This window comes from Micromonospora sp. NPDC048835 (assembly GCF_040649995.1).
In the GTDB taxonomy this organism is placed as follows: Bacteria; Actinomycetota; Actinomycetes; order Mycobacteriales; family Micromonosporaceae; genus Micromonospora.
Genome location: NZ_JBEZGM010000028.1, coordinates 54,394 through 79,282, shown reverse-complemented (window position 1 = coordinate 79,282; position 24,889 = coordinate 54,394). Strand labels below are relative to the sequence as shown.

Below are 24,889 nucleotides of genomic sequence, written 5' to 3'. Positions count from 1 at the left end.
GGCTGGTCCGGTCACCGCCGGTCACCTTCGTCCATGCGGACGGGGTTCTGAGCGGTACACCTCAGAGGCATGCAGATGCCTCTGAGGTGTACCGCTCATCGGCAGTTCGTCCCGGGCGGGTCAGTCGCGTGCGTCCTTCACGAATCCGCCGACGGCAGGGTGTCCATGAAGGAGCTGACCGAGAAGACCGCTCGCCCAGGCCCGGCGGGGCCGTACCCAGGTGGGCTGGACAGGCCGTAAGCGTCCATGGTCGCCCGGTAGGCCTCCAGGAGGCGGACGTGGTATTCGAGCGGCGCGCCCTGCGGGTTCGTCCGGCCGAGCGGTGTGGTGGGCTCCGGGCACCAGGTGGTGAACCTGGGCGTGATCCCCCGGGACATGAAGTAGTCGAGCCCCTCGGTGGTGGAGTCGATCGCCTCGTCGACGCTCGTGAAGCCGTGCGGGGCGGCCATCTCGACGCCCGCCACGAAGTTCGGGATCACGTTGCGGGGGCCGAACACCTCGGCGGAGTCGAGGATGCGCCGGTGCCACTCCTCCCGGCCGACGTACCGCTCCTTGCCCGGGCAGTACAACTCGAACAGCCGCTTGTCCCACACCTCGTAGTTGGGGTGGTAGATGCGGATCCCGTAGTCGTGGAAGCGCTGCACGTCGGCTCGGGGCAGTGCCTGGGCCACGACCTTGCCGATCCACCGCCCCGGGAAACGCTCCTCGATCGCCTGCGCGTACCGGCCGTAGAAGTCCGCCTCGGCCAGCCCGTTCACCTGCGAGGTGATGCTGCCGCCGGTGAGCGTGTACGCCTGCGACGCCCGGTCGGTGTCGTGCCGATCGATGATCTCCAGGGCCTCGAGGACCTCGTCGACGGGCTTGACCCCGGTGTAGGGCCGGCCGGCCTGCTTGTGCTGCCGCCAGTTGTGGTTGATGTCGCAGTACTGGCACTCCTCCTTGGCGCCGAAGTACTGACAGACCCGGAACGCGGTGAGGTAGATGAGGTAACCCCACTGGATGGTCGGGGCAACCTCCATCACCGACTTTCCGTTGGCGAGCGTGTGGCGGTAGTACGCCGGCATGGGAGGCAGCCCGACATCGGCGATCGGCCGTCCGTCCAGGAACAGGCGCAGTCGACCGTCGCCGTCGGTGCCGACGCGGTACGGCGAGCTGGGGTTGGTGCGGACCGACACGACGGTACGGCGAAGCTCGTACGGCCCTCCGGTGAGCACGATCTCCTCCGGTGGACGGCGCAGCGCTGCCGTCCCCAGCTCCGGCAGTGTCCGGTGGTCGAAGGAGAAGATGAAGTACGACTTCGGCTTGACGTCGCCGTGCTCGTTGTCGGTCAGTGCCGTGTCGTCGAAGGCGAGCCCACCCCGCAGCAGGTCCTCCTTGAGCACCGCTTCCCGCGGCACGTGTGGGAAACGGCCCATCAGGTCTTCGACGAGGTCGGTGCGCGACGTCATGCGGTTCCTTCCGAACGTGGTACGCCGAACCGGGTGGCCGACGCCACCCGGTGCCGGCCAGTCAGCTCTGCTTGGTCTCCCAGAAGATCTTCGAGATCTCCTCGATCTTGCCGAGGAGCTGCTCGGCGACCGCCGGGTCCGCGGCGCCCTTCGCGCCGCCGGCACCTGCCAGCTTCGTCGCCTCGTTGAAGAGGCCGTGCAGCTGGGGGTACTTCTCGAAGTGCGGCTGCTTGAAGTAGTCGGTCCACAGCACCCAGAGGTGGTGCTTAACCAGCTCGGCCCGCTGCTCCTTGATGAGCAGCGAGCGGGTGCGAAACTCCGGGTCGTCGCTGGCCTGGTACTTCTCCGAGATCGCCTTGATCGACTCGGCCTCGATGCGGGCCTGCGCCGGGTCGTAGACGCCGCAGGGCAGGTCACAGTGCGCGCTCGCGACGGTACGCGGGCGGAGAAGGCGGGACAGGAACATCGGGGATCCCCTCGACGATGGTCGTGCGCTGACGGACGGCAGGCTAGGACCTCAACCGCACTTCATGTCAAGGCTGGGGGTGCTGCCGGGTCTGCCCGCCGACGCGCCCGTCAGCCTGCCCGCGCGGCCTGCTTCCGGATGAGGGTCAGGAGGGCGGTGTGCGTCGGCTCGTCGGCGGCCACGACCAGGCCGTTGCCGCCGGCGTGCAGCGGCTGGCCGTCCAGCGCCGTGACCACGCAGCCGGTGGCCCGGCAGAGGGCGATTCCGGCCGCGAAGTGGACACTGCGGCCCAGGTCGTGTCGGTCCGTCACGTAGGCGGCGCGACGACCGGCGGCCACCCACGCCACGGCCAGGCTGGTGGAGACGACCCGGGGTTGAAACTGGCCGATGAAGTCGTCGTCGGCGAGCAGCCGGGCGGCCAGGAACACGTCCCGGCTCGGAAACGGTGGGTCGAGGTTGACGTCGACGAGCTTCGACGTGGCCGAGGGGGCGAGTCGTTCGTCCGTTCCGGCGTGCCGGACGTACGCGCCGTTCCCGTCGGTCCAGAACACCTCGCCGCTGAACGGGTCCGCCGATGCCGCCACGGCGCTCTCCGTCCCCGTGTGCAGCGCGACGTTGACCGAGGCCAGCATGGTGCGTGCCGCGTAGTTCAGCGTGCCGCACAGCGGGTCGACAAGCCAGGTGCGCCCGTTTCCGCCCGTACCCGTGCGCCCGCTCTCCTCACCCACCACATCGTCCTGCGGACGCGCCGCCCGCAGCACGTCGAGGATGGCCCGCTCCGCCTCGACGTCGGCCGTGGTGGCGAAGTCGTCCCCGATCTTCGTGAAACGGGTAAGCGTCGACCCGTAGTGAGACCTGACGACGTCGGCCCCGGCCTCGGCCGCGGCGACGGCCAACGCCTCGTCGGTGATCGGCATCCGGCACCCCTTCAGCTCGGTGACCGCATACTCGCATGGATACCGCCCGGTGCGGGCCCCACCGGGAGAGGGTCAGGAGACCGCCCTCTGCACCAGTTCGGTGATCTTCTTTTCCACGGCCGGGCTCCACTGCTGCAACGCGTACGCCACCGGCCAGAGGTCACCGTCGTCGAGGTTGGCCGGGTCCTGGAAGCCCAGGGTCGAGTAGCGGTAGCTGAACTTGCCCGAGTCCTGGAAGAAGACGACGATCTTGCCGTCCTCGTTCGCGTAGGCGGGCATCCCGTACCAGGTCTTCGGCGCCAGACCCGGGGCGGCAGCGGTCACCGTCACGTGCACGCGCTCGGCGAGCGCACGGTCGTCCGGGTCCATCTGCGCGATCCGGTCGAGGACCGCTTGCAGCCCGTCCGCCTTCTTCGCGCCCTTCTTGCCCTCGGCGCGTAGTTCGGCGGCGCGCTCCTTCATGGCAGCCCGCTCCTCGGCGCTGAAGCCGTCGGACTCGGTCGTGGTGGTCTTCGCGGACATTCTCGGGCTCCCTCTCGTCGTCAGGCCCGGCGCGCTGCCGTCTGCCTGGGGAAAGGCTAGGCCGGGCGGCGCCTGCGGGCTTCTCGATTCCTGATCGGTGTGCGACTCCCCCCGCGAGGTGCCGCAGCGGGGTGACCTGGGCCTCGCCACGGTGCTCCCCGCCCCGGCCGGTGGCTAGGTTGTCGGACGAGGACGAGCGAGCGTTTCCGGGGGAGACCAGACATGAGCACCACCGCCGACCAGATGGCGACGGCGTACTTCGACGCCATCGAACTGCTCTGCCGGGTGACCCCGAAGGGCTTGTACGCCGAGCGGGGCACCGCTCGGGCGGGGCTCACCCACGCCAACGTTCCGACGCTCAACGGGGTCCTCGAGACGACCACCGAGCCGGACCTCGCCGCCATCGACGAGCTGGCGACCGAGGTCAGCCGACTGACACCCCACTGGTCGATCATCATTCGCGGCGCGGCGAGCGACGAGGTCGCCGAACTCGCGGCCCGGCACGGACTGCGCGGACGCAGCGACCTACCCCTGATGGCCTGCGCCACCGACGACATCGTGTTCCGGGCCGGCGCGACCCAGCAGGCGCTGGTCCGCAGGGTCGGAGCCGCCGAGAACGAGCGGTACACCGACGCCCTCACCCGGAGCTTCGAGGCGCCCGACGGTGCCTTCGGCCCGCTGATGGGCGGCGCGGTGCTCGACACCGACGCCATCACCGGGTACCTGGCCGAGGAGTCCGGCAGTCCGGTCGGCACCGGGCTCGGGATCCACACCTCCAGCGTGATCGGGGTGTTCAACATCGCCGTCGTACCGTCCGCACGGGGTCGTGGCCTGGGCCGGGCGCTCACCGAGGCGGCGCTGCGCGACGGCGTCGCCGCCGGCGCGGACGCCGCGTACCTGCACGCCAGCCCGACGGGTCGACCGCTCTACGAGGCGATGGGCTTCACGCTCGTGGAGACCTGGACCGTGTTCCAGGCGAACTGACGGCCGGAAGAACAGGAAGAACGCATGACCTTCAGCGAAGACGTCCGTTCCGCCTTCCGGCGCGGCGAGACCGACGCCGTGGTGCGGATGAGCGAGGCCGAGATCGAGCGGGCCCGGACGGTCGGCGACCTGGCCGGCGAGGTGGAGGCCCGGTACAGCCTCGCCCGGGTCGCGATCCGCGGCGGCGACCTGCCGGGCGGTGCGGCACGTGCCGGGGAAGCACTCGCGGTGGCGCTGCGCTCCGGGGACCGCTCCCTGGAGGAACGGCCGAGGCACGTGCTGGCCGCCGTGGCGCGGATGTCCGGTGACCTGCTCCGCGCCCGGGACCTGTACCGGGAGAGCATCGCGCTCAACGAGGCGCTCGGCCAGCCCGAGACGGTGAACTCCGAGGTTCACAACCTGGCGTTCTGCGAGTTGGGGTTGGGCAACCTGGACCAGGCGCGGACGTTGTTCGCCGAAAGCCGCGAGCAGGTTTTCCGCAACGGCTGGGCCGACTTCGTGCCGTACGTCTGCGTTGCCGGCGCCGCGCTCGCGACTGCCGAGGGGGACCACTCTCGCGCGGCGCGGATGATCGGTGTCGCGGATGCCGCGTTCGCGACGCTCGGCCAGGTGCCGGACCCGGACGACGCGGCGGACCTCGCCAAAATGCGCGCCGCCGCGACCGAGGCCCTGGGCCCGGCCGCCTTCGACGAGGAGTACGGCGTGGGCCGGCTCCTCGACCCGAAGGCGGCCTTCGGCGTGGGGACGGACTAGCGGGCGGTCGAGGCTCGGGCGGCGGTGATGGTCCGTCCCCGCTCCGACTCCGGAAAGCGGTCGAGCATCGCGCGGATCTCGTCGGCGCTCACGTTCGCGCCGAACAGCTCGCTGCCCGGTTCGAGTCGTACCCCCTCGGCCAGCGGACCGGCGACGACCGGATCGAAGCCGAGCGCGTCCACCAGGGTCGCGACCTCGGTGCGGTCGGCGTCGTCGTCGCCAGCGATCGCGATGGCCTTGCGGCCGGTCGTCCCCGCCGGTCGCGCTTCGTCCTCCAGGTCGTGATAACCCATGTGGTTGAACGCCTTCACGACCCGCGAATCGGCCAGGAACGCCTGGACGGTCTCGCTCGACGAGGTACGCGGGTTGGTGAGGTCGTCGCGGATGCCGTCGATCTCCCACCAGTAGTTCATGGCGTCGACGACGAGTTTGCCGCGCAACGCCTCGACGGGGACGCTGCGGTACTTGCCCAGGGGCAGGGCGAGGATGACGATGTCGGCCTCGGCCACGGCGTCGACCGCCGTGGTGGCCTCGGCCCCCGGTGCGAGGACCTCGACGGTCAGGGCGATCTTCGCCGGGTCGCCGGAGCCGGCGACCCGTACCCGGTAGCCGGCGGCGACGGCGAGTCGGGCGAGTACGGTGCCCACCTTGCCGGCTCCGAGGATTCCGATCGTCACCGGCCGGCTCCGGTCGTTGTCGTTCATGTCGTCCTTTCGCTGGGGAGTGCCGATCAGGCCAGCAGGTCGCGGACCATGGGGATCACCTTGGAGCCGTACAGCTCCACGGCACGCATCCGCGCGCTCGCCGGCTGTGCTCCGGCCGAGTAGATGAGGTCGAAGCGGCCCACACCGAGGCTGCGGATCGCGCGGGCCACCCGGCGGGCCACCGTCTCCGGCGAACCGATGTAGAGCGAGCCGTGCTCCACCTCGGAGTCGAACTCCTGGCGGCGGATCGGGGGCCAACCCCGCAGCTTGCCGATCCGGTCCCGCATGATCCGGTAGTGCGGCCAGTAGATCTCCTTGGCCTCCTCGTCGGTGTCGGCGATGAAGCCCGGCGAGTGCATGCCGACCGGGTGCGCGGTCGTGCCGAGCTGGTCGGCTGCCCGGCGGTAGAGGTCGATGTAGGGCGCGAAGCGTTCGGGGGCGCCACCGATGATGGCGAGCATCAGCGGCAGGCCGTACTGGGCGGTGCGGACCACCGACTGCGGCGAGCCACCGACACCGACCCAGGTGTCCAGGTGACCCGACTCGGTCTTCGGGAAGACGTCGGCGTTCTCCAGCGGGGCACGCAGGGTGCCGGACCAGGTCACCGGCTTCTCGTCGAGCAACTTCACGAACAGTTCGATCTTCTCCTCGAACAGCGTGTCGTAGTCGCGCAGGTCGTAGCCGAAGAGGGGGAACGACTCGGTGAACGAGCCGCGACCGAGGATGACCTCGGCGCGGCCGTTCGACAGCGCGTCCACGGTGGCGAAGCGCTGGAACACCCGCACCGGGTCGTCCGAACTGAGCACCGTCACGCCGGAGGCCAACCGGATCCGCGAGGTGCGGGTGGCGATTCCGGCCAGCACCGTCTCCGGCGTGGAGACCGAGTATTCCGGGCGGTGGTGCTCGCCGAGGGCGATGACGTCGACGCCGAGTTGGTCGGCGAGCACGGCCTCGTCGACGACCTGCCGGATCGCCGCCGCGTGGGAGACGAGCTTGCCGGTGTCGTCCTGCGGTACGTCGCCGAACGTGTCCAGGCCGAACATGAGATCAGACATGGGTGGGCTCCTTCGCCAACAGCTCCCGGACCCGCGGTGCCACCTCACTGCCCAGCAGTTGGATGGTGCGCGCGCGTGCCTCGCGGGGCAGGTGCATGATGTCGTACTTCAGGTCGAAGCGGCTCAGCCGCAGGTCGCGGGCGACCTTGGCGATCTTCTGTGCCACTGTCTCGGGTGAACCGACGAAGAGCGCTCCGTGGTCGATCTCGGCCTCGTAGCGCGCGCGGTCCGGTTTGTAGAAGCCGCGTTCGGCGGCCAGGGCCGCCACCACCGGCTGCCAGTATCGCCACCACGTCTCCACCGCCTCCTCGTCGGTGTCCGCGACAAGGCCCAGTGAGTGCTGCCCGATTGGCTGGAGGGTATGCCCGAACTGGGCGAGCGCCCTGGTGTAGAGGTCGACGTGGCCGGCGAAGCGCTGGGGACGCCCACCGATGATCGCGAGCATCAGCGGCAGGCCGTGCCGCGCGGCGCGGATGACCGAGTTGGGGCTTCCGCCGACTCCGATCCAGGTCGGAATGCCACCCGGCTGCATCCGGGGGTGCAGGCGTTGGCCGGTCAGTGGGGTTCGTACCGTGCCGGACCAGGTGACCGGTTCGTCCTGCTGGAGTCGCAGGAAGAGGTCCAGCTTCTCCTCGAACAGTCGCTCGTAGTCGGTCAGGTCGTAACCGAACAGCGGGAACGACTCGGTCGCCGAGGCGCGTCCGAGGACCATCTGGGCGCGCCCGTTCGAGACGGCGTCGAGGGTGGCGAACTCGTGGTAGAGCCGTACCGGGTCGTTCGTGCTGAGCACCGTGACCGAGGTGCCGAGGCGAATCCGCTCGGTTGCCGTCGCGGCCGCCGCCAGCAGGACGGGTGTCGCCGAGTCGTTGTGACCCTCGCGGTAGTGCTCACCGACGCTGAACACGTCGACCCCGGCCGACTCGGCAAGTCGTGCCTCGTCCACCAGGAGCCGTACGGTCTCGGCGTCGCTCAGCACCCGGTCGCCGTCGGTGGCCACCTCTCCGAACGAGTTGAGCCCCAGCTCGAAGTCTGCAGCTACCATCGTCTCCTCCTAGCAGTTGACGTGTCAATGATGCTAACTTTTCGATTGACACGTCAATTCCCGGGAGGGTGAGATGACGGAGGCCACACCTGGCCGGCGGGCCGGACGCCAGCTCCCGACCGGCGACGAGCTGCGGATCTGGCGCGACTTCATCGAGACGACGGCGGCGCTCAGCTCCCGGCTCGAATCCCGCCTGCAACGCGACTCCTCGCTCTCGACCGGGGACTACGCCGTGCTCCTTGCGCTCAGCGAGGCGCAGGACCAGGCGATGCGGTCGTCCGAACTCGCCGCGCACATCGGGTGGGAGCGCAGTCGGCTCTCCCACCACCTGGGGCGGATGGAACGGCGGGGTCTCATCCGCCGGCAGGAGTGCGCGACGGTCCCCCGTGGCGCGGAGGTGCTGCTCACCGCGGCCGGTACCGAGGCGTTCACCGGAGCCACCGTCCCCCACCTGCGTGCCATCCGTGAGCTCTTCGTCGACGCCCTCACCCCGGAACAGGTCGTCGCGGCCGGCGAGATCGCCACGGCACTGCGGACCCACCTCGACGCGGCCGGAGGTTAGGCTTCGACGCATGTCAGGGTGGCGGGGCCGGACGACGAACGCGGCCCTGGTGCTCGTCGTCGCACTGGTCGCCGTCGTGGGCCTGCTGGTGCAGTCGCGCGGCATCGATGCCGCCGCCGAGTGGGCCGCGCTGCTTGCGGTGCTGCTCTCCTCCGGTGCGCTGTACGTCCGCCGTCGACACCCGGTGCCGGTGGGCGTCGTGGCGCTGGCCGCCGTCGGCGCGTACGGGGCGCTGCTGCACCGACCTGGTCCGATCATGGTGGTGTTCGTCGTGGCGCTCTACACAGTCGTCGACGAGGGCCACCTCGCGGTAGCGATCGGGCTGGGGCTCGCCTCGGTCGTCGCCTTCGCGGTGGCGGACAGCTACAACCGGTCCCCGAACACCATGAACGGGGCGACGCTGCTGCACGCCGGCTGGCTCGTCGCGGTCATCGTCGGCGTCACCCGCAACCGTCGCGCCTACCTCGCCGAGGCGCAGGCCCGAGCGGCCGTCGCCGAGCAGCGGATGGAGGAGGAGGCCCGGCGCCGGGCCACCGAGGAGCGGCTGCGCATCGCCCGGGACCTGCACGACGTGCTCGGTCACCACCTGTCATTGATCAACGTGCAGGCCAGCGCCGCGCTGCACCGACCCGACCCGGCCCGATCCGAGCAGGCCCTCACCGCGATCAAGCAGGCCAGCAAGGAGACGTTGCAGGAGTTGCGGGCGACGCTCGGCGTACTGCGGCAGGAGGGTGAGCCCACGGTCGTGCCCGCACCCGGTCTGACCCGCCTCGACGACCTGATCAGGACGGCTGCGCGGCCAGAGTTGGAGATCCGGGCCGAGTTGACCGAAACCCGGTCGCTGCCGCCGGAGGTCGACCTGGCGGTGTTTCGGATCGTCCAGGAGGCGCTGACGAATGTGGCGCGGCACGCTGGTGCCACCGGCGCAGTGGTTCGGGTCCGGCCCGACGACGACGACGTGCTGGTGGAGGTCGAGGACGACGGCAGCCGCCAGCCCGGTGCGCCCGGCAGCGGAATCCGCGGGATGCGTGAGCGGGTGCAGGCGCTCGGCGGTTCACTGATGACGGGCTCGCAGCCGGACGGCGGCTTCCGGGTGCGCGCCCGCCTGCCGATGCGGGGCAGCCCGGCAGGGGAGCAGCGGTGATTCGTCTGCTGCTCGTCGACGACCAGACCCTGGTCCGCGCCGGCTTCAGGTCCATCCTGGACGGTGAGGACGGGATCGAGGTGGTCGGTGAGGCTGCCGACGGGGCCGAGGCGGTGCGGCTCGCCCGGCACCTGCGGCCCGACGTCGTCCTGATGGACATCCGGATGCCCGGGCTGGACGGCCTTTCCGCCACCGCCGAGATCGTGGCCGGCGTCGATGCCCGCGTCATCATCCTGACCACGTTCGACCTGGACGAATACGTCTACGCGGCGCTGCGCGCCGGTGCCAGTGGGTTCCTGGTGAAGGACACCGAGCCGGCCGAGTTGATCCACGGCGTGCGGGTGGTGGCGCGGGGCGACGCGCTGATCGCGCCGTCGATCACCCGCCGGTTGATCGCCGAGTTCGCGACCCGGGCCGGGCATCCCGACCCCGGGCCGCGACTGAGCGTGCTCACCGAGCGCGAGCGGGAGGTGCTGGCGCTCGTCGCGGCCGGTCTGTCCAACGACGAGATCGCCGCGCGGTTGGTGCTGAGCCCGGCCACCGCCAAGACACACGTCAGCCGGATCATGACGAAGGCGGGTGCCCGCGACCGCGCCCAGTTGGTGATCCTCGCCTACGAGTCCGGCCTGACCGTGCCCGGTTGGCTCACCCGCTCCTGACCGCGGCTCCCGGCCGGCCGCAGCCGCGTCCCGGGTACGCCGCCCTGTGTCCGGACGGGTCAGGCGGTCAGCCGAGCGGTGGCGCGGGCGCGGGCCAGGGCCAGCCCGCCGAGGACCACGGCGGCCAGTCCGACCACCAGGGCCACGAACGCGCCGCCTCGCCCGTTGCCCGTGCCGATGCCGCTGTCGGAGGTGGCCACCACCAGCCCACCGAGCGCCATGCCGATCAGCCCGGTCGCCAGGGCCAGGACGGCGCCGAGGCTGCCCGAGTCGGTGCCGAGGCGAGTGGCGGGGCGGGCCAGGGCCAGCCCTCCGACGACGGCACCGACAACCCCCAACAGGACGGCGACACTTGCACCGAAACGCCCGGCGCTCATGGCGAGCGCGGCGGTCGGCTGGGCCGACACGTGTGCGGCCGCGGGGGCGGCAAGCGTGATCCCGTCGAGCGGCGCGGCTACGGCGGTGGAGAGCAGGTGACGGACGGACATCGTGGATCCTCTCGATCGCGTGACGGTACAGCCGGCAGCGTAGGTAGCGGACCGCACCGGAGTCGTCATGCGAGAGTTGCCACCGGGCCTACCACCCGGGATGCAGGCGAGAGTGCTGGCGTACCGCCGTGGTTGTCTCCGCGGGCCGCAGCCGAGGCCCCGCCGTCAGGGCCGGGGGTCGCCTGTCGACCTGGGCTCGAGCACCACCATGACGGTCTCGGAGGAGCGCCGCGCCGCGTGGGCGTCGAAGTTCTTGTCGGCCGCATGCCAGCGGGGCCACAGCCGCGACTGCTCGTCGTCGGTGGCGGCCCGGCCGCGGACGAGCCGTCGCCCGTCAGCCAGGTCGACCGACGCGTCCGGATGGGCCTGCAGGTTGAGCCACCAGGCGGGGGCACCCTCGCCCCAGCCGTTCATCGCCACGCCGACCAGGTTCGAGTCGTCCTCGAAGTACGCGAGAATGACGCTGCGCTGCTGACCGGTGCGGCGACCGATCGTGGTCAGCCGCAGCGTGCCCCAGCGGTGCTCGCGCGGTCGCCACAGCCCGACCCGGCTGCCGGTGACCCGGTACAGGCCCCGGTGCACCGACCAGGCCAGTCGAATGAACCACCGCGGCGGAAGCCACGGTGCCTTCGTGCCCTGACCATCCGCCATGACGACCTCCTCCACCGACACCTGCTGGTGGCCCGCTGGGGCTGTCGTGTCCGACCGGCAGACCCCACTGTGGACCGAGGTCCCCCAGTCTTCCGAAGCGGGCGTGGCTCGCGTCCTGTTGTCCATGATCCGACCGAGGGTCGGACCGATCGGTGGAAGCCCCGCGTCGGCGACCGGGTCAGTCAGCGCTGCCAGGCCTCGATGGTGCGGACGCCGTCCCGGGCCACCCGGTCCAGGATGGCCGGGTTGCCGCTGGTGCCCTCCCACCCCTCGTCGTCGAAGACGGTGACCGTGGTGTCGACGCGGGCCACGGCGATCTGGCTGGACGCGGTCCTGCCGGTGCGCTCGCCGTTCAGGCTCGTCTCGGGCCAGGTCCGGGTCAGCAGCAGCGCCTCGTTCCCGACGTCGGACAGAATCTTGCTCGTGACGGTCACCCGGTTGCCCGACTGGTCGTACCCGGGGCAGGCGGCCAGGGCGGTGCGGAGACGGTCCAGGTAGGCCGAGGCGCCGGCGCTCTCGAACGTGAAGATGGTCTGGTGGATCATCCCCTGCGGCACGTTGCTGGAGGGTTCGCCGGGCTTCTGGTAGGTGACGGTCATCGCCGCGCTCGCGGTGACCTGCCGGCCGCCGGTGCCGAACTCGTTGGCGCACAGCTTCGGCAGGGCCTCCTCGACCGGTGTCGTCCGTCGCGGCGACTTCCGCAGCTCGGCGGGCAGCTCGACGAAGGCCGAGGTCGGGATGGTCACCCGGGTGCTCGCACTCGGGGACGGTGAGTCGGTCGGAAGCGCCGACGCCGATGCCGACGCGGTCGACGGTGCCGAGGTCGTCGGGGCCGAGCCGACCGGCTCGTCAGGGGTGCTGCAGGCAGCGGTCAGTGCGATGGCGCCCAGCAGTGCGAGCGCACGGCGCGTACGGGCTGTCGGCGGTGGCGTGTGTCGGTTCATGATCACCCCTTGTCGTCCCACGGTCTAGTTCCCTACCCTGCACCGACCGAAACGACCAGGCAGCGCCTCGGACATGGACCGGACAGCGGCAATTGGCGTGCTCCGCCTCGGCCGCGCCGCTGCGCTGCCGGGCATGACCAGCGTGATCGCCACCTGCACCGGACCGTCGTGTGACGTCCAGGTTGCTGCCTGGCGACACCGGCGATCCGTCGCCCGCCCGCGCTGACCTGTTTCCTGCGACCGGCGGATCGAGCCGCCGGCCGTTCCGCTGGCCATCCTCGGTCCGCCGCTGTCTCCCCGTCGACGACCCGCCTGGCAGCGGTCGGTGCTGCGGCGGGCCGGGACCGCCGTGCGGCCGGGCGCGCCGATCGTGTTCGCGCACCCGGCGGAGCGGGCGCTCGCGGTCGAGCTGCTCGGCTTCGCCGGCGTTCTACGAGCGCTGCCCGGTGCTGCGGGCTTCGGACGACCTGCGGGAGAGCAGGCTGCTGCTGGCCGAGTTGACCGCCCGGACCCTGCGGCAGGGGCTGGACCTGCTCGGCATCCGCACACCGGAGCGGATGTGACGGTGCCAGCCGCGCGACCCGGTCAGCGGGCCCGCTTCGTCGCCCGCTTCCGGGGCGGCGTCAGCAGGTCGGCGATCTGCGCGATCGCGGCGGGCACCAGGCGGTAGTACGCCCAGACGCCACGCTTGTCGCGTTCGAGTAGACCGGCCTCGGTGAGGATCCGAAGGTGATGACTCACGGTCGGTTGGGAGAGATTGAGCGCCGAGGTGAGGTCGCTGACGGACGCCTCACCTTCCGGCGCGGACTGGATCAGGCTGAGCAACCGGAGTCGCGCCGGATCGGCGAAGGCCTTCAGCACCCCCGCTAGCCGTTCGGCATCGGCCCGCTTGATGGGATCGCCGGTGAGCGGCGAGATCGCAGGCATGGCAGTTTTCGCAGTTCCCACGCCTGCCATAGTGACACCAACACCATCAATAAACCGGCAGAACCGGCACCAGACCTCCGATGGCGTCCGGATGGCGCTCCGGACGCGCCGAACGTGAGTCGACCGGCGACGTCCGTGGTGGCGTCCGGGCCGTGTGGAGCTTCGGCAAGCTCCACACGGCCCTTAGGGCGGTGCGGGTCAGCGGCGGGGTCTGGGCGCGATGCGGGGCAGGACGTACGGCGGCCCGGCGAAGATCAGGTCGGACTTCAACTCCTGGTAGGCCCGCTTGGGCTGGTAGTTCTCGTCGTAGATGGTGGCCAGGCCCTCCGGCGGGTCGTCGAACCAGCCGGGCACCCAGGAGTGGTTGTCGCTGAAACCCCAGACCGTGTACGACAGGCAGCTCCGTACGGCGAGGCACGCCTTCATCAGCACGCTGAAGTTGGCGGCCGACGCCTGAAGCCGGGGGTTGATCTCCTCCGAGTCGCCCGCCTGGACGCCATCGGTCAGCCGGCTGCGGACGTCGACCTCGGTGAACGCGGTCGAGACGCCGAGCCCGCCGAACTTCTTCAGCGCGGCGGTCACCTGGAGGGTGTCGAAGTTGCCGTACTGGGTGCCGAGGTGTCCCTGGGAACCCACGCCGTCGATCGGCACACCCTGGGCGCGCAGGCTCCTGGTCATGTCGTACACGAACTGGGTCTTGTCGTCCACCGGGTTGCCCGAGCCGAACGCCTCGATGTTGTAGTCGTTGTAGAACAGCAGGGCCTTGGGGTCGGCGGCCCGTGCCCAGCGGAACGCGTCGGCGATGTAGCCGGGCCCGAGGTTCTGCGCCCAGAAGCCCTTGTAGTGCAGCGTCGACGGGGTGTCCCACGGGTCGCTGACCGCCTCGTTGACCACGTCCCACTGCCAGATCTTGCCCTGGTAGCGGTTGACGACCGTGGTGATGTGCTTGCGCAGCAGCTCGCGCAACTCCTGCTTGCTGATCGAGCCGTCGGCGACGCCGCTGGTCAGCCAGGCGGGCAGCTGGTTGTGCCAGACCAGCACGTGGCCGCGCACGCTCTGCCGGTTGCGCTTGGCGAACTCGACGAACTCGTCGGCCGGCGCCCAGTTGTAGCTGCCGCGGGTGGGTTCCAGGCTCTCCCACTTCATCACGTTCTCGGCGGTGACCGAGGCGAACTCGGAGGAGGCCAGCCTGCGGTACTGCGGGTCGCTGGCGTCGTTGAGGGCATCCATGCTCACCGCGGTGCCGACGTGCAGGCCGTGCCGCAGGCCGAGGGTGGCGAGGCTCTGCGTCGTCGGGTCGTACGGCCGGTTCGCGGTGGCCGGCACCGCGTTCAGCGTCGCGACGGTCGCGACGGCGACCAGGCCGACTGTCGACCACTGTCTCAGCTTCATCTACGTTCCCCTCACATTCATAGACAAGTGTCGATCTTGAAGCGCAGGGTTCGGTGTTGACAGGTGGAGCAGGGGGTCGGTGAGCGGTAGCTCCGACCGGTAACCGGAAACTCGCTCGAAACGTTAAGGCGGTCGATGTCGAGACGTCAACCGTCGATACTTCCGGAAATTACTTGCATGAGCTGCGGGGCCTCGAACGGCTCGCCGTTGAAACTTTCGGAGGCCGGCGGGCGGGCGGGGGTGTGGCAGGCCGCGCCAGGTGGACGGCCGTCACCAACCTCGCCGGCTGGCTACCGGGCTACTGGTCGTAGCGACGGGTGACGCCGGCGGTCAACTCCGCCGTGGCGATCATGCGCGCGACCTCGATGGGCGGCGAGCGGAACTCACTGGCCACGACCTCGAACGGGTCGACCACACCGGATCCGGCCAGGGGTCGGTCGACCGCGAGCACGTAACGGAAGCCGCGGGGCGAGCTCGGTGCCTCCCGGACGACCCAGCTCGCCGCGTGATTCCTGATCATCAGCTCCGCGAGGAACGACGCCAGGTCGGTGTGCAGGGTGACCCAGTCGTCCTGGGTGAACTCGGCGAGCGGGAGCCCCGACAGATATACCTGCACGTACGGCACCAGTGCGATCGGGTCACCGCTGAGCGCCTGAACGGGAGCGTTCGTCTCCTGGGCGAACTCTTCGAAGTTCTGGTGAGAGTCACTCGCCCACGTCGGCAGCTCGTCCTGCGCCTGAGCCATGCCGTTGTTGCTCATTGTGCTCCCGTCATTCACTTAGTTGTACTCGAGGAAAATGATACCAGCCTTGGTGAGATGGTCCCGCAGCTCCTGCGACGGCCCGGCATTGAGAAATGCCCAACGTGGATCGTAGTTGGGGTCCGATCTGCGCAGCGCCACATCCTTGTTGATCTGCTCCCTGATATGGGAACTGAGCGGAACCTCGACGCGGTGTGTCACCTTCTGGTCCGGGGCGACCTCGACCGTCCGGTACTGCTGGTACATCTTCACCTCGACCGCTACCGTGCGCCCGTTCGACTCGACCGGAACGTCCACCTTACGCCCGCCGACGGCGGTTACCGGGAAATCGGGATCGGAGTTGGTCGCTACGGGGTAATGCGTTTCGGGATTGCCGCCGTACATTTCTCGAACATATTCCTCGGCGCGCTGCCACCGCTTTCTCTTGTCTTTGGTCCGCCGAATCTGGTTGAGCGTCCGATTGGTGTTGCCCGGCGGTAGGGCACGCTGTGACGGCGGGCGACCCAGGTCGACGGCCTGCCCGGCGACGTCCTGCACGGTGCTGACGCTGCGCGCGTCGCCAGGGCTGACCCGCCGTGGCGACCCGGGGGCGTCCGCGTCGCCGCCCGGTTTCGGGTGTGGTTTTGCCATCGCCTCGCCTAGCCGTTCAACAGCCGGGTGAGGTTGCCGAGACTCATGATCAATGCGCCGATGAACGTCAGGATGCGCCCGGCCCACTTGACCACGGCCGCCACGATCTGTGCCGCAACCACCGGGATGGTGACGACGAAGATCGCCTCGACCGCCCACACGATCACCCGCGCCACCAGATCGGCGATGAGATCACGCACGATCTCACGGGTGAACGCCACCAGGTCCCCGGCCGCCCGGGTGGCCTCCGCCATCGCGACCGAGACGGTGCTGAGCGCGCCCAACGCGTCGAAGTTGTTGGCCATCAGGCGGTGGTACGCGTCGGCGGCCTGCCCCTGCCAACTGGGCATGTCAGAGTCGAGTGCCGTGCGCAGTCTCTGCGCCATCCCGTGCAGCGCGTCGGCCATGTTGCTCCAGGTGGCCGCGTGCGAGGTGACCACATCGGGCATGCCGGTCAGTTCGTCGAGCATCTGCCGCAGCGGCTCGAAGTACTCCATCGCCCAGCCGAGCCCGTTGGAGAGCAACGCGCTGAAAGGGTCCAGCACGGTCACGGCGACCTCGACGCCGAAACCAGCGCCGGCCAGTAGGTCGTCGACCCAGCCCCGGCTCTGGATGGCCTCGACCACACCCTGGATGCTCTCGCCCATCGACGAGCCGGTCCAGGCCCTCCGGGACGACTCGACGTCGGCGATCAGTGACCCGTCGGTCATCGCTGCCCACTCACCCGGGCCCCAGCTGATTGCTCAGCGTGCCCATCATGGTGTTGGTGTCACCCTCGACGGCATCGTAGGCCTCGCCGGTCCGGTACAAGCCGTCGACAACCAGCCAGAGGTTCTCCTCGACACCGGCGATCAGCTCGTCCTGGCGGGTGTGCCTGCTCTCCAGGATCCCGGAGATCCACCCGCACAGCAGGCCGTAGGCCCTGTCGTCCTGACTGATGTGCGCGCTGGCCGCCTTGATGGCGTCGAACTGCTCCCGCAGTGCCTCGATCGTGCGCGCGTGCGCGCGGATCTCGTCGGTGTCGACTTGCAAACCCTCTGCCATGATCTCACCACCGCTGCCGTGGTCGGTCGTCCGGCTCGATCTGCGGTGAGCCGGTGCGCAGGAGAGAGCCCGGCACGTCACCCGGATCTACGACGCTCCCCACTGGACATACCTCGCGCGAACGACGTGGTCATCTTGCTCGCGCAGGCTACCGCAGTGTCTCCCGCGCCGGTTGCCCGTGTGATCGAGCTGGCCGACGACGCCTGGCGACGCCACGCCCCCGCAGGAGCAGCGCGTTCCGGCGCGAGGGCTGGCCCAGACCGGTCAGCGCAGGCCGGCGAAGAGGTCGTCCTCGGGCGTCGGCACGCCCGTCCGGTCCTGGACCCGCAGGAAGGTCTCCACACCCATCAGCTCGGTGAACCGCTCCTGGCCCAGTTGCAGGAAGAAGATGTTCTCGGTCTGACTGGCGTGTGCGGCAAGCGCGTCGAACTTCTGCCCGCCGTACTTGCTGGTGTCGACCCAGGTGGTGATCTCGTCGTCGGGGAGGCCGAGCTGCGGCCCCTCCTCCGGCTCGGCCCACTCCACGCCGAGCTCCTTCATGATCCGACCGAACTCCCCGAACGTCGTACGCGGCACCGTGGTCCAGTAGACCTTCGCCGGAATGTCCGTCTGCTCGACAGCGGCCATGGTGATCCGGTGGGCCTGGATGTGGTCCGGGTGACCGTAGAAACCGTTCTCGTCGTACGTGACGATCACGTCCGGCTGGTACTGCCGGATCAGCTCCGCGAGCCGGGCCGCCGCCTCCGGCACCGGGGTGACCCAGAACGCGCCGGGCTGGTCGTTCGTCGGCCAACCCATCATCCCGGAGTCGGCGTAGCCGAGGGTCTCCAGGTGGGTGACGTTGAGCGTCGCGCAACTGGCCTCCAACTCGGCCTGGCGCATCGCGACGACGGCTGCCGGGTCGTGCCCCTCGTCGCCCGGCTTGACCCCACCCGGGCCGTCCCCACATCGCCCGTCGGTGCAGGTCACCAGCACGGTGGTGACCCCCTCGGCGGCATAGCGGGCGAGGACGCCGCCGGTGCTCGTCGCCTCGTCGTCGGGGTGGGCGTGCACCGCCATCAGGGTCAGAGGTCGCTCAGCCATGCCATCACCCTACGGTCATCCGGCCACAACCCGACGACCTGCACCGAGACCGTCCGCGGTAGCGGGCATTTTACCCAGTTCAGCGAACGCCGAGCGGGCCTGGCGGGAACTGCGACCGGGCCCCCGGGCTGGTCGCTAGATTCGGCCGTGGTCAGCATCCGAGCAGGTCAGGCGCGAGGAGAAGTCGATGGCGAAGGCCGCGGGCGGGTTCACCGACCTGAAGCAGGTCGATGCCGGGCTGTTGAACGTCGGATATGTCGATGCCGGGCCGCCGGACGGGGAGGCGGTGATCCTCCTGCACGGGTGGCCCTACGACATCCACAGCTTCGTCGACGTCGTACCGTTGCTCACCGCCGCCGGTCACCGGGTCGTCGTCCCGTACCTGCGGGGCTTCGGTACGACCCGGTTCCTCTCCGACGACACCATGCGCAACGGCGAGCCGGCCGCCATGGGCCTCGACCTGATCGCCCTGATGGACGCCATCAAGATCGACACCGCCAAGCTCGCCGGGTTCGACTGGGGCGCGCGAACGGCCGACGTGGTGGCCGCCCTGTGGCCGGAGCGCTGCCGGGGGCTGGTCTCGGTGAGTGGCTACCTGATCGCGAGCCAGGAGTCCGGTAAGGCGCCGTTGCCGCCGAAGGCGGAGCTGGCGTGGTGGTACCAGTACTACTTCGCCACCGAACGCGGGCGGGAAGGCTACGACAAGAACCGGCGCGACTTCAACAAGCTGATCTGGCACACCGCGTCCCCCCAGTGGAAGTTCGACGACGCGACGTACGACCGCAGCGCGGCGTCGTTCGACAACCCCGACCACGTCGACATCGTGATCCACAACTATCGGTGGCGGATGGCCCTCGCCGACGGCGAGGCACAGTACGACGAACTGGAGAAGCGCCTGGCCACGCAGCCGAAGATCAGCGTGCCCAGCATCTCGATGGAGGGCGACGCCAACGGCGCGCCCCACGTCGAGCCCACCGTCTACGCCAAGCAGTTCACCGGCCAGTACGAGCACCGGACCGTCGGCGGCGGCGTCGGGCACAACCTGCCGCAGGAGGCGCCACAGGCGTTCGCCGACGCGGTGCTGGAGGTCTGAGTCGTTACGGCGTCGGCCGTTCCACCCGTACCGGGTCGCCGCGAACCAGCCCGTCGTGGACGCGCCACCGGGCGGTGGTGACGGCACGCCGCGCGGCTCGTCGCCCTGCGCGACGCGGTGACGCAGCAGGTCCAGGGCGGTCCGGCGGTCGAGCGCTTGTACGCCGTGGGCGCCTCCTCGAAGAGCAACTGCCGGTCCCCGCACACCACCAGCGACCCCACCGGCGTACGGCGCAGCTCCTCGACCGTGTGCTTGGCCCGGCCCCGCCGCAGGGCGTCGGCGCGTGACATCTTGCGTCCAGCGCCATGGGCCACCGAGTGGTTGGCGTCCGGCCCGGCGTGCGCCGCCACCAGATAGGACGCCGTGCCTCGGGTGCCGGCGATCAGCACATCGCACCCGTCACCCGGCGCCGCGCCCTTGCGGTGCAGGTAGACCCCGTCCCGGACCTCGACGAGGTTGTGGCACCTGCCGACGATCGGTGCGGGGCTCGGCCCCCAACGCGTGCGCCACCCGGGCGGCAAGCACCCGCCGGTTGAGCGAACCCCAGCGCGCCGCCTCGTCGTGCCGGCCCAGGTAGGCGGCCGGGTCGGGAGCCGGCCCGGCACCGTGGACCTCGGTGTGCGCCCGCAGGATCCGTTCGCCCAGACCGCGGGAACCGCTGTGCACGATGAGCACGAGGTCGCCCCGGTCGAGCCCGAGTCGGCTCGCGTGAGCGGGGTCGAGGACGGTGTCGACGCGCGCCAACTCCACGAAGTGGTTGCCCCGTCGACGACGGCCCAGGCCGGGTCGTCGGCGTCCCGCACCGGGTCGAGCGCCTGGTCGAGGTCGGGGAACCGGGCGGCGAGCCGTTCCGGCACGGCCCGCTTGAGCAGGAAGTCATACCGGGCCGGGCGACCGAGGGTCCCCGGCTGGGGACGATCAAAAAGGTAACGGGCGAACACCGTGACGGTGGCCGGGGCGGACGGGGGCGGGGACTCCCGAGGAAGGTCGTGCTGGGAAGAACGGGGCTCACTTCTGGGGGCGGACGTAAGAACGGACGGCGTCACGGCCCCCGGGAGGCAACACCGGTGGCGCGGAGCAGGGGTGGTTTCCGTCAGTACGTCATGGACGTCACTCTGCCGAGCCGCGCCGGGCACGACAACCGACTTTTCTTCACGACGTACGCTGCCGCGATGAGCGCCCCGCGTCGCATCCTGGTCTACGGGGTGTACGGCTCCGGCAAGTCGACCCTCGCGGCGCGGCTGGCCGACCACCTCGGACTGCCCTGGTATCCGGTGGACGATCTGCTCTGGGAACCGGGCTGGGTCGAGGTGCCGGTCACCAGGCAGCGCAGCCGCATCGAGGAGATCTGTCGACGGGACCGCTGGATCATCGACGGGGCGTACCACGGCTGGCGGGACGTCCCGATGTCCCGCGCCGATCTGGTCGTCGGCCTGGACTACCCACGGTGGCGCTCGTTCGGACGGCTGTTCCGCCGCACCGTCCGCCGGGTGGTCACCGGCGAGGTGATCTGCAACGGCAACCGTGAGTCGCTGAGCAGCGTGCTGTCCCGCGACTCGATCCTGCTGTGGCACGTCACCGCGTTCGGTCGGGCCCGACGACGGATGCGGGCCTGGCAGGCCGACCCGTCCGCGCCGTCGGTGGTGCTGCTGCGCTCCCCGGCGGAGCTGGACGTCTGGCTGACCGGGCTGCCCCGCCGGTGAGCGGTGCGGCCGTCGGCGGTGTCAGTCCGGCCTGACCGCGCGGCCGAGGACGCAGGGCGAGGAGGGACTGTTGCTGGTCGCCGGGAAGCGGAACCGGCGCAGCTCCGCCACCTCGAAGCCGGCCGCCCCGAGAGCGGCGACGGTGTCGCGGCTGGTGTGGCAGCCGGCGAACAGCCTCGGCCACAGGGTGGCGTCGACGAGTCGTTGGGCGCGGTGCAGACCGGTGGCCTTCTCGGCGGCCACGTGCTCGAAGAACCGCACCTGGCCTGCCGGGCGCAGCACCCGGCTGATCTCGGCCAACGCGCTCGCCTGATCGGGCACGGTGCACAGCACCAGCGCGACGACTGCCGAGTCGAACTCGCCGTCGCCGGCGGGCAGCGCCTCGGCCAGACCATCGACGACGGTGACCGGAACCGGCGCGGACGACGCGGCCCGCTCGGCGGCGGCCCGCAGACGTCGCTCCGGCTCGACCGCGAGGACCTGGGTCACCCCGGGGGGATAGTGGGAGAACATCCGTCCGTTGCCCGCACCGATCTCGATCACCCGGCCGGACAGGCCGGCGACCAGGTCCCGCCGGAACGCCGCGGTGCCGGCGCGGTCCATGGCGACGCTGAGCCGCTCGTACACCCGGGCGAACACCGGGTGGGACACCGTCGCCACGTCCACCCCCTGATCTCCGTCCGACCGTTCTCCGGCGATTGTCCTGCATCCGTGCACGCTTTCCGTCTTACTGGTTTGCAGCACCACCCGACCCAGCGCAGACAGGACGTGGTTCGACCATGAAGATCGTCGTCATCGGGGGCAGCGGCCTCATCGGTTCCAAGGTCGTGGACCGTCTCGGCGCCCAGGGCCACGAGGTGGTGCCGGCATCGCCGAAGACCGGCGTGAACACCCTGACCGGCGAGGGGGTGGCCGACGCGCTCACCGGCGCCGACGTCGTCGTCGACGTGTCGAACTCGCCGTCGTTCGAGGACGCCGCCGTGCTGGAGTTCTTCGAGACGTCGACCCGGACGCTCCTCGCCGCCGCGTCGGACGCCGGTGTGAGCCACTACGTGGCACTCTCCATCGTCGGGTGCGACCGGATCCCGGACAGCGGGTACATGCGCGCGAAGGTCGCCCAGGAGAAGCTCGTCGTCGCCTCCGGAATCCCGTACTCGGTGGTGCACGCGACCCAGTTCTTCGAGTTCCTCCAGGGCATCATCGACGCCGCCACGGACGGCGACACCGTGCACCTCGCGCCGGTGCTCATCCAGCCGATGGCCGCGGACGACGTCGCGGCCGCGGTGACCGACGTCGTGCTCGGCGCGCCGACGAACTCCGTGGTCGAGGTCGCCGGTCCGGAACAGTTCCGGCTCGACGAGTTGGGTCGGTCCCTCCTCGCCGATCAGCAGGACCGTCGCTCGGTGGTGGCCGACCCCGACGCCCGGTACTTCGGCGCCAAGCTGGGCGAACGCTCGCTCGTCCCGGCCGGCGGCGCCCGCCTCGCCGACACCGGCCTCGACCAGTGGCGTACGCGGGCGGGCCGGGGTCGCTGAGTCGGCCCGCTACCCCGGCGTCCCGGGCCGGCCGGACCGCCCACGGAGGCGCTGCGCCAACTCCCGTACCACCTCGGCGAACGGCTCGTCGGACTCGCCCGGCCAGTGTCCGTGGATGGGTGGGGCGACGCTGTCCCCCGGTGGCGTCACCAGATCGCGGGGATCACGCTGTCGGCGGTCCACCGCGACGGCCGGGTCGGCGTCGCCGGCCGACGTGGGGGACGGGCGTGGGGAGAAGACCCAGCCGCCGATGGGGTCGGTGTCACGCCACAGGTTGACCCAGCGCCAGCCCACCCGCCGGCCGATCTCGTGCAGTGCCGCGTCGTCGACGTAGGCGGGGAAGAGCCGGGCGTAGAGGCGGCGCAACGGTGAGCCGTGGGTGAGCAGGGCGACCCGGTCGCCGACCTGCGGTGGCAGCTGGAGCACGGTGGCGGCGAGCAGAACCGAACCGTGGCTGTGCCCGGTGAGCAGCACCGCGTCGCCGCGTTCGACGAGGTAGGTGATCCGGCGGGCCAGCTCCGGCACCGCCCGCTCGGAATAGCAGGGCGGTGCGAACGGGTGGGCGGCGCGGGGCCAGAAGGTGCCGAGGTCCCAGAGGACACCGATGTGTCGACGGTACGGCTCGGTCCGGTACGCGAAGATACCGCCGACGACCAGGCCGAGGATGACCGCCGCGATCACCCAGCTTCCGAAGGCGATGCCGAACGTGACAGCGTCCGCCGGCAGTCCGATGTTGCGCTCGATGACGTCGCTCGGGAACTGCCCCAGCAGGCCGACGGTGGTGGTGGCCGTGGCGAGCCCGGCGAGACAGCCGTAGAGCACGGCCAGCGGCACCAGCTTCTCGGTGAAACGGGCCCGGGCTATGGCGTCGCGGACCTGCCGCAGCCGGGGCCTCACCTCGGCTGGTGGGTTCGGAAAGTCGCGTGCGACGATCGCCGCGGCGGCGCGACGACGACCCGGGCGGGAGAGCAGCACGACGAGCCCAGCGATGATCACCGTGACCACCAACGCCCGGAGGAAACCGTAGATCGCCCAGGTGTAGGCCCGGGGCGGGCCGGAGACGATGCCCTCTCCGGTCGGCACGTCGCGGTCCAGGAAGTCCGCCACCCGGTAGATCAACTCGGCGGAGTACGCAAGCGCCATGCTGATGCCGGTGGCCGCGACGCCGAGGGCGCCCAGACCGAACAGCGGGGTCGCGCCACCCTCGCGGCGGCGGTGCCAGAGCAGCACCACGCCCAGGGCGGCCAGCAGCGTCGTCTGCGCGAGGAACAGGCCGGCCAGCGTCGTGTCGTAGCCGGGCAGCCCGTGCTCCTGCGGCCACGGCTGCGAGCTGGTCAGCACGTGCGCGAGGACGACCACGGTCAGGATGACGGCGGCCGTTCGGAGAGTGCGGGTGACCCGGTCGAGCCGCCTGTCGCCGGGGGCCCGGTCGATCAGCGGCGGGGTGCAGAGCAGCCCCACGCAGCCCACCAGGATGATCCCGGTGACCGCCGTCAGCGCGATCGTCGCCGCCGTCGGGCCCCGGGCCAGGAGCAGGACGACATTCAGCGTCGCGAAGGCCGCGGCGACGTGGATGGACCGCAGCCGACCCACGAGTGGTTCGGCGTCCCACTGACCGATGGTGCCGAGCCGGGACGTGGAGACGCCCTGGTCCGGTGCGCGGAACGCCTCGAAGGTCCGCCCCGGACGGGAGCTGGCCCGCCAGATCAGGCCGATCGCGGCGACCGGGGCCAGCGCGAGCACGGCGAGCCGCTGTCCGACCGGGCGCCCACCCAACCAGGACAACCAACTACGTCCGGCCAGGCAGTCCGACGAGGCCAGGCACTTCCAGCCGACGAGGTCCAGGGCGACGCCGGCGATGGCGAGCACGTACAGCACGGTGAGGGTGAGCGCCAACAGCCGGCACAGGGACTTGACCATCGCCTCGGAACCTGGGTTCGCCGGGCGCATCCAGATCGCGACGTTGACGAGCATGAAGGGGAGCAGGAAGACCACCGCCAGGGAGCGGGCCACGGTCCCGGAGGGCAGGTCACCCCAGCGGTACGCCTCGAGCGTCACCCCGGGCACGCCCGCGTCGTTCGAGGGGCGCGGCCGGTAGAAGCCACCACTGCGGTCGCCGGCGACCTGCCCGGTGGGCTGCAGGTCCAGCACCTGGGCGGCGTTCGCGCCGGAGACTCCGTGTACGCGCAGCTCCACGACGTCACCGGAGTCGTCCGGCCCGCTCAACCGCGTCGACCCATCCGACGTACCCCCGAGGCGTCTCGCAGCCTTTGCCCCGCGACCTGCCCCGGCGTCCCGCGCCGGGGGCGCCGTCGACCGCGGTGACGGCAGGGTCTACCCGATCCGGACGCCCCCAATCGCCGCGGCCCGGGGCACTACCGCC

Annotated in this window: 27 protein-coding genes and 3 pseudogenes; 9 read left to right on the top strand and 21 right to left on the bottom strand. The window is 70.6% G+C overall.

Translation table 11 applies throughout. The features are described from left to right. Window positions 1–137: 137 nt before the first annotated feature. The 4 genes from AB0C15_RS26840 to AB0C15_RS26825 all read right to left on the bottom strand — a co-directional run bounded on the left by AB0C15_RS26840 (window position 138) and on the right by AB0C15_RS26825 (window position 3,353). The gene (locus AB0C15_RS26840) at window positions 138–1,448 is read right to left on the bottom strand and encodes a radical SAM protein (protein WP_357356421.1); all 1,311 of its coding nucleotides are present in this window, start codon (window positions 1,446–1,448) and stop codon (window positions 138–140) included. A 61-nt stretch (window positions 1,449–1,509) separates the two neighbouring features. Next, window positions 1,510–1,914, bottom strand: coding sequence for a superoxide dismutase, Ni (gene sodN / locus AB0C15_RS26835; protein ID WP_357356419.1), 405 nt, complete (start codon window positions 1,912–1,914; stop codon window positions 1,510–1,512). Between the two features lie 110 nt (window positions 1,915–2,024). Further along, window positions 2,025–2,831 (bottom strand): inositol monophosphatase family protein, encoded by an 807-nt coding sequence (locus AB0C15_RS26830; RefSeq protein ID WP_357356417.1) that lies wholly within the window; start codon window positions 2,829–2,831, stop codon window positions 2,025–2,027. A 72-nt stretch (window positions 2,832–2,903) separates the two neighbouring features. Beyond that, window positions 2,904–3,353, bottom strand: a complete 450-nt coding sequence (locus AB0C15_RS26825; RefSeq protein WP_357356415.1) for a hypothetical protein — start codon at window positions 3,351–3,353, stop codon at window positions 2,904–2,906. 222 nt (window positions 3,354–3,575) lie between these two features. Between AB0C15_RS26825 and AB0C15_RS26820 the strand changes: the two genes are divergently transcribed. After that, window positions 3,576–4,337 carry a GNAT family N-acetyltransferase gene (locus AB0C15_RS26820; RefSeq protein ID WP_357356413.1) on the top strand — a complete coding sequence of 254 codons (762 nt, stop codon included), beginning with the start codon at window positions 3,576–3,578 and terminating at the stop codon, window positions 4,335–4,337. Window positions 4,338–4,361: 24 nt separating this feature from the next. Further along, window positions 4,362–5,090, top strand: coding sequence for a tetratricopeptide repeat protein (locus tag AB0C15_RS26815; RefSeq protein WP_357356411.1), 729 nt, complete (start codon window positions 4,362–4,364; stop codon window positions 5,088–5,090). Here AB0C15_RS26815 and AB0C15_RS26810 read toward each other — a convergent pair. From AB0C15_RS26810 to AB0C15_RS26800, 3 genes are read right to left on the bottom strand one after another with little or no spacing between them, the layout of a single operon-like run. Beyond that, window positions 5,087–5,794, bottom strand: coding sequence for an NADPH-dependent F420 reductase (locus AB0C15_RS26810; protein ID WP_357356409.1), 708 nt, complete (start codon window positions 5,792–5,794; stop codon window positions 5,087–5,089). The two genes, AB0C15_RS26815 and AB0C15_RS26810, sit on opposite strands and share 4 nt — an antisense overlap. A gap of 26 nt (window positions 5,795–5,820) precedes the next feature. Next, window positions 5,821–6,849 (bottom strand): LLM class flavin-dependent oxidoreductase, encoded by a 1,029-nt coding sequence (locus AB0C15_RS26805; protein ID WP_357356407.1) that lies wholly within the window; start codon window positions 6,847–6,849, stop codon window positions 5,821–5,823. Continuing rightward, entirely contained in the window at window positions 6,842–7,891 is a 1,050-nt protein-coding gene (locus tag AB0C15_RS26800; protein WP_357356405.1) for an LLM class flavin-dependent oxidoreductase, read from the bottom strand. Before AB0C15_RS26800 ends, AB0C15_RS26805 begins: the two co-directional genes overlap by 8 nt. 73 nt (window positions 7,892–7,964) lie before the next feature. Between AB0C15_RS26800 and AB0C15_RS26795 the strand changes: the two genes are divergently transcribed. The 3 genes from AB0C15_RS26795 to AB0C15_RS26785 are packed head-to-tail and all read left to right on the top strand — an operon-like array spanning window position 7,965 to window position 10,256. Beyond that, the gene (locus AB0C15_RS26795; protein WP_357356403.1) at window positions 7,965–8,453 is read left to right on the top strand and encodes a MarR family transcriptional regulator; all 489 of its coding nucleotides are present in this window, start codon (window positions 7,965–7,967) and stop codon (window positions 8,451–8,453) included. Between the two features lie 10 nt (window positions 8,454–8,463). Next, complete coding sequence (locus AB0C15_RS26790) at window positions 8,464–9,597, top strand: sensor histidine kinase (RefSeq protein ID WP_357356400.1); 1,134 nt, start codon at window positions 8,464–8,466, stop codon at window positions 9,595–9,597. Beyond that, complete coding sequence (locus tag AB0C15_RS26785; RefSeq protein WP_357356398.1) at window positions 9,594–10,256, top strand: response regulator transcription factor; 663 nt, start codon at window positions 9,594–9,596, stop codon at window positions 10,254–10,256. The genes AB0C15_RS26790 and AB0C15_RS26785 overlap by 4 nt, the downstream gene beginning before the upstream one ends. 59 nt (window positions 10,257–10,315) lie before the next feature. Here AB0C15_RS26785 and AB0C15_RS26780 read toward each other — a convergent pair whose 3' ends face one another. The 3 genes from AB0C15_RS26780 to AB0C15_RS26770 all read right to left on the bottom strand — a co-directional run bounded on the left by AB0C15_RS26780 (window position 10,316) and on the right by AB0C15_RS26770 (window position 12,339). Next, window positions 10,316–10,744 (bottom strand): DUF6223 family protein, encoded by a 429-nt coding sequence (locus AB0C15_RS26780; RefSeq protein WP_357356396.1) that lies wholly within the window; start codon window positions 10,742–10,744, stop codon window positions 10,316–10,318. A 165-nt stretch (window positions 10,745–10,909) separates the two neighbouring features. Beyond that, window positions 10,910–11,395: a nitroreductase/quinone reductase family protein gene (locus tag AB0C15_RS26775; protein ID WP_357356394.1), complete on the bottom strand. Its 486-nt coding sequence runs from the start codon at window positions 11,393–11,395 to the stop codon at window positions 10,910–10,912. 182 nt (window positions 11,396–11,577) lie between these two features. Beyond that, window positions 11,578–12,339: a hypothetical protein gene (locus AB0C15_RS26770; RefSeq protein WP_357356392.1), complete on the bottom strand. Its 762-nt coding sequence runs from the start codon at window positions 12,337–12,339 to the stop codon at window positions 11,578–11,580. Between the two features lie 361 nt (window positions 12,340–12,700). On the opposite strand from AB0C15_RS26770, the pseudogene AB0C15_RS26765 reads away from it, so the two are divergent. After that, a pseudogene (locus AB0C15_RS26765) lies at window positions 12,701–12,902 on the top strand (DALR anticodon-binding domain-containing protein); the annotation flags it as partial. 22 nt (window positions 12,903–12,924) lie between these two features. On the opposite strand, the gene AB0C15_RS26760 reads toward AB0C15_RS26765, so the two are convergent. The 7 genes from AB0C15_RS26760 to AB0C15_RS26730 form a co-directional block, all read right to left on the bottom strand. Beyond that, window positions 12,925–13,266 carry a metalloregulator ArsR/SmtB family transcription factor gene (locus AB0C15_RS26760; protein ID WP_030333934.1) on the bottom strand — a complete coding sequence of 114 codons (342 nt, stop codon included), beginning with the start codon at window positions 13,264–13,266 and terminating at the stop codon, window positions 12,925–12,927. A 198-nt stretch (window positions 13,267–13,464) separates the two neighbouring features. Beyond that, the gene (locus tag AB0C15_RS26755; protein WP_357356389.1) at window positions 13,465–14,658 is read right to left on the bottom strand and encodes an endo-1,4-beta-xylanase; all 1,194 of its coding nucleotides are present in this window, start codon (window positions 14,656–14,658) and stop codon (window positions 13,465–13,467) included. A gap of 298 nt (window positions 14,659–14,956) precedes the next feature. Then, complete coding sequence (locus AB0C15_RS26750) at window positions 14,957–15,418, bottom strand: hypothetical protein (RefSeq protein WP_357356387.1); 462 nt, start codon at window positions 15,416–15,418, stop codon at window positions 14,957–14,959. Between the two features lie 18 nt (window positions 15,419–15,436). After that, window positions 15,437–15,955, bottom strand: a complete 519-nt coding sequence (locus AB0C15_RS26745; RefSeq protein ID WP_357356385.1) for a hypothetical protein — start codon at window positions 15,953–15,955, stop codon at window positions 15,437–15,439. A gap of 101 nt (window positions 15,956–16,056) precedes the next feature. Further along, window positions 16,057–16,758 (bottom strand): WXG100 family type VII secretion target, encoded by a 702-nt coding sequence (locus AB0C15_RS26740; protein WP_357356383.1) that lies wholly within the window; start codon window positions 16,756–16,758, stop codon window positions 16,057–16,059. A 10-nt stretch (window positions 16,759–16,768) separates the two neighbouring features. Next, window positions 16,769–17,092: a hypothetical protein gene (locus AB0C15_RS26735; RefSeq protein ID WP_357356381.1), complete on the bottom strand. Its 324-nt coding sequence runs from the start codon at window positions 17,090–17,092 to the stop codon at window positions 16,769–16,771. Between the two features lie 264 nt (window positions 17,093–17,356). Further along, the gene (locus AB0C15_RS26730; protein ID WP_357356379.1) at window positions 17,357–18,175 is read right to left on the bottom strand and encodes a PIG-L family deacetylase; all 819 of its coding nucleotides are present in this window, start codon (window positions 18,173–18,175) and stop codon (window positions 17,357–17,359) included. A gap of 187 nt (window positions 18,176–18,362) precedes the next feature. Between AB0C15_RS26730 and AB0C15_RS26725 the strand changes: the two genes are divergently transcribed. After that, the gene (locus tag AB0C15_RS26725) at window positions 18,363–19,268 is read left to right on the top strand and encodes an alpha/beta hydrolase (protein ID WP_357356377.1); all 906 of its coding nucleotides are present in this window, start codon (window positions 18,363–18,365) and stop codon (window positions 19,266–19,268) included. Window positions 19,269–19,272: 4 nt separating this feature from the next. Here the strand turns inward: AB0C15_RS26725 and AB0C15_RS26720 are convergent. After that, a pseudogene (locus tag AB0C15_RS26720) lies at window positions 19,273–19,424 on the bottom strand (peptide chain release factor-like protein); the annotation flags it as partial. Then, window positions 19,421–20,365: pseudogene (locus AB0C15_RS26715) on the bottom strand (RtcB family protein); the annotation flags it as partial. The pseudogenes AB0C15_RS26720 and AB0C15_RS26715, both read right to left, overlap by 4 nt. Window positions 20,366–20,440: 75 nt before the next feature. Here AB0C15_RS26715 and AB0C15_RS26710 point away from each other — a divergent pair. After that, the gene (locus tag AB0C15_RS26710) at window positions 20,441–20,971 is read left to right on the top strand and encodes an adenylate kinase (RefSeq protein WP_357356375.1); all 531 of its coding nucleotides are present in this window, start codon (window positions 20,441–20,443) and stop codon (window positions 20,969–20,971) included. A 21-nt stretch (window positions 20,972–20,992) separates the two neighbouring features. Here AB0C15_RS26710 and AB0C15_RS26705 read toward each other — a convergent pair whose 3' ends face one another. Next, window positions 20,993–21,631, bottom strand: coding sequence for a class I SAM-dependent methyltransferase (locus AB0C15_RS26705; RefSeq protein ID WP_357356373.1), 639 nt, complete (start codon window positions 21,629–21,631; stop codon window positions 20,993–20,995). Between the two features lie 119 nt (window positions 21,632–21,750). On the opposite strand from AB0C15_RS26705, the gene AB0C15_RS26700 reads away from it, so the two are divergent. Next, window positions 21,751–22,506 carry an SDR family oxidoreductase gene (locus AB0C15_RS26700; protein WP_357356371.1) on the top strand — a complete coding sequence of 252 codons (756 nt, stop codon included), beginning with the start codon at window positions 21,751–21,753 and terminating at the stop codon, window positions 22,504–22,506. A gap of 9 nt (window positions 22,507–22,515) precedes the next feature. Here the strand turns inward: AB0C15_RS26700 and AB0C15_RS26695 are convergent, their stop codons facing one another. Then, a complete protein-coding gene (locus AB0C15_RS26695; protein ID WP_357356370.1) occupies window positions 22,516–24,732 on the bottom strand; it encodes a hypothetical protein in 2,217 nt (738 codons plus the stop codon). Window positions 24,733–24,889 lie beyond the last annotated feature (157 nt).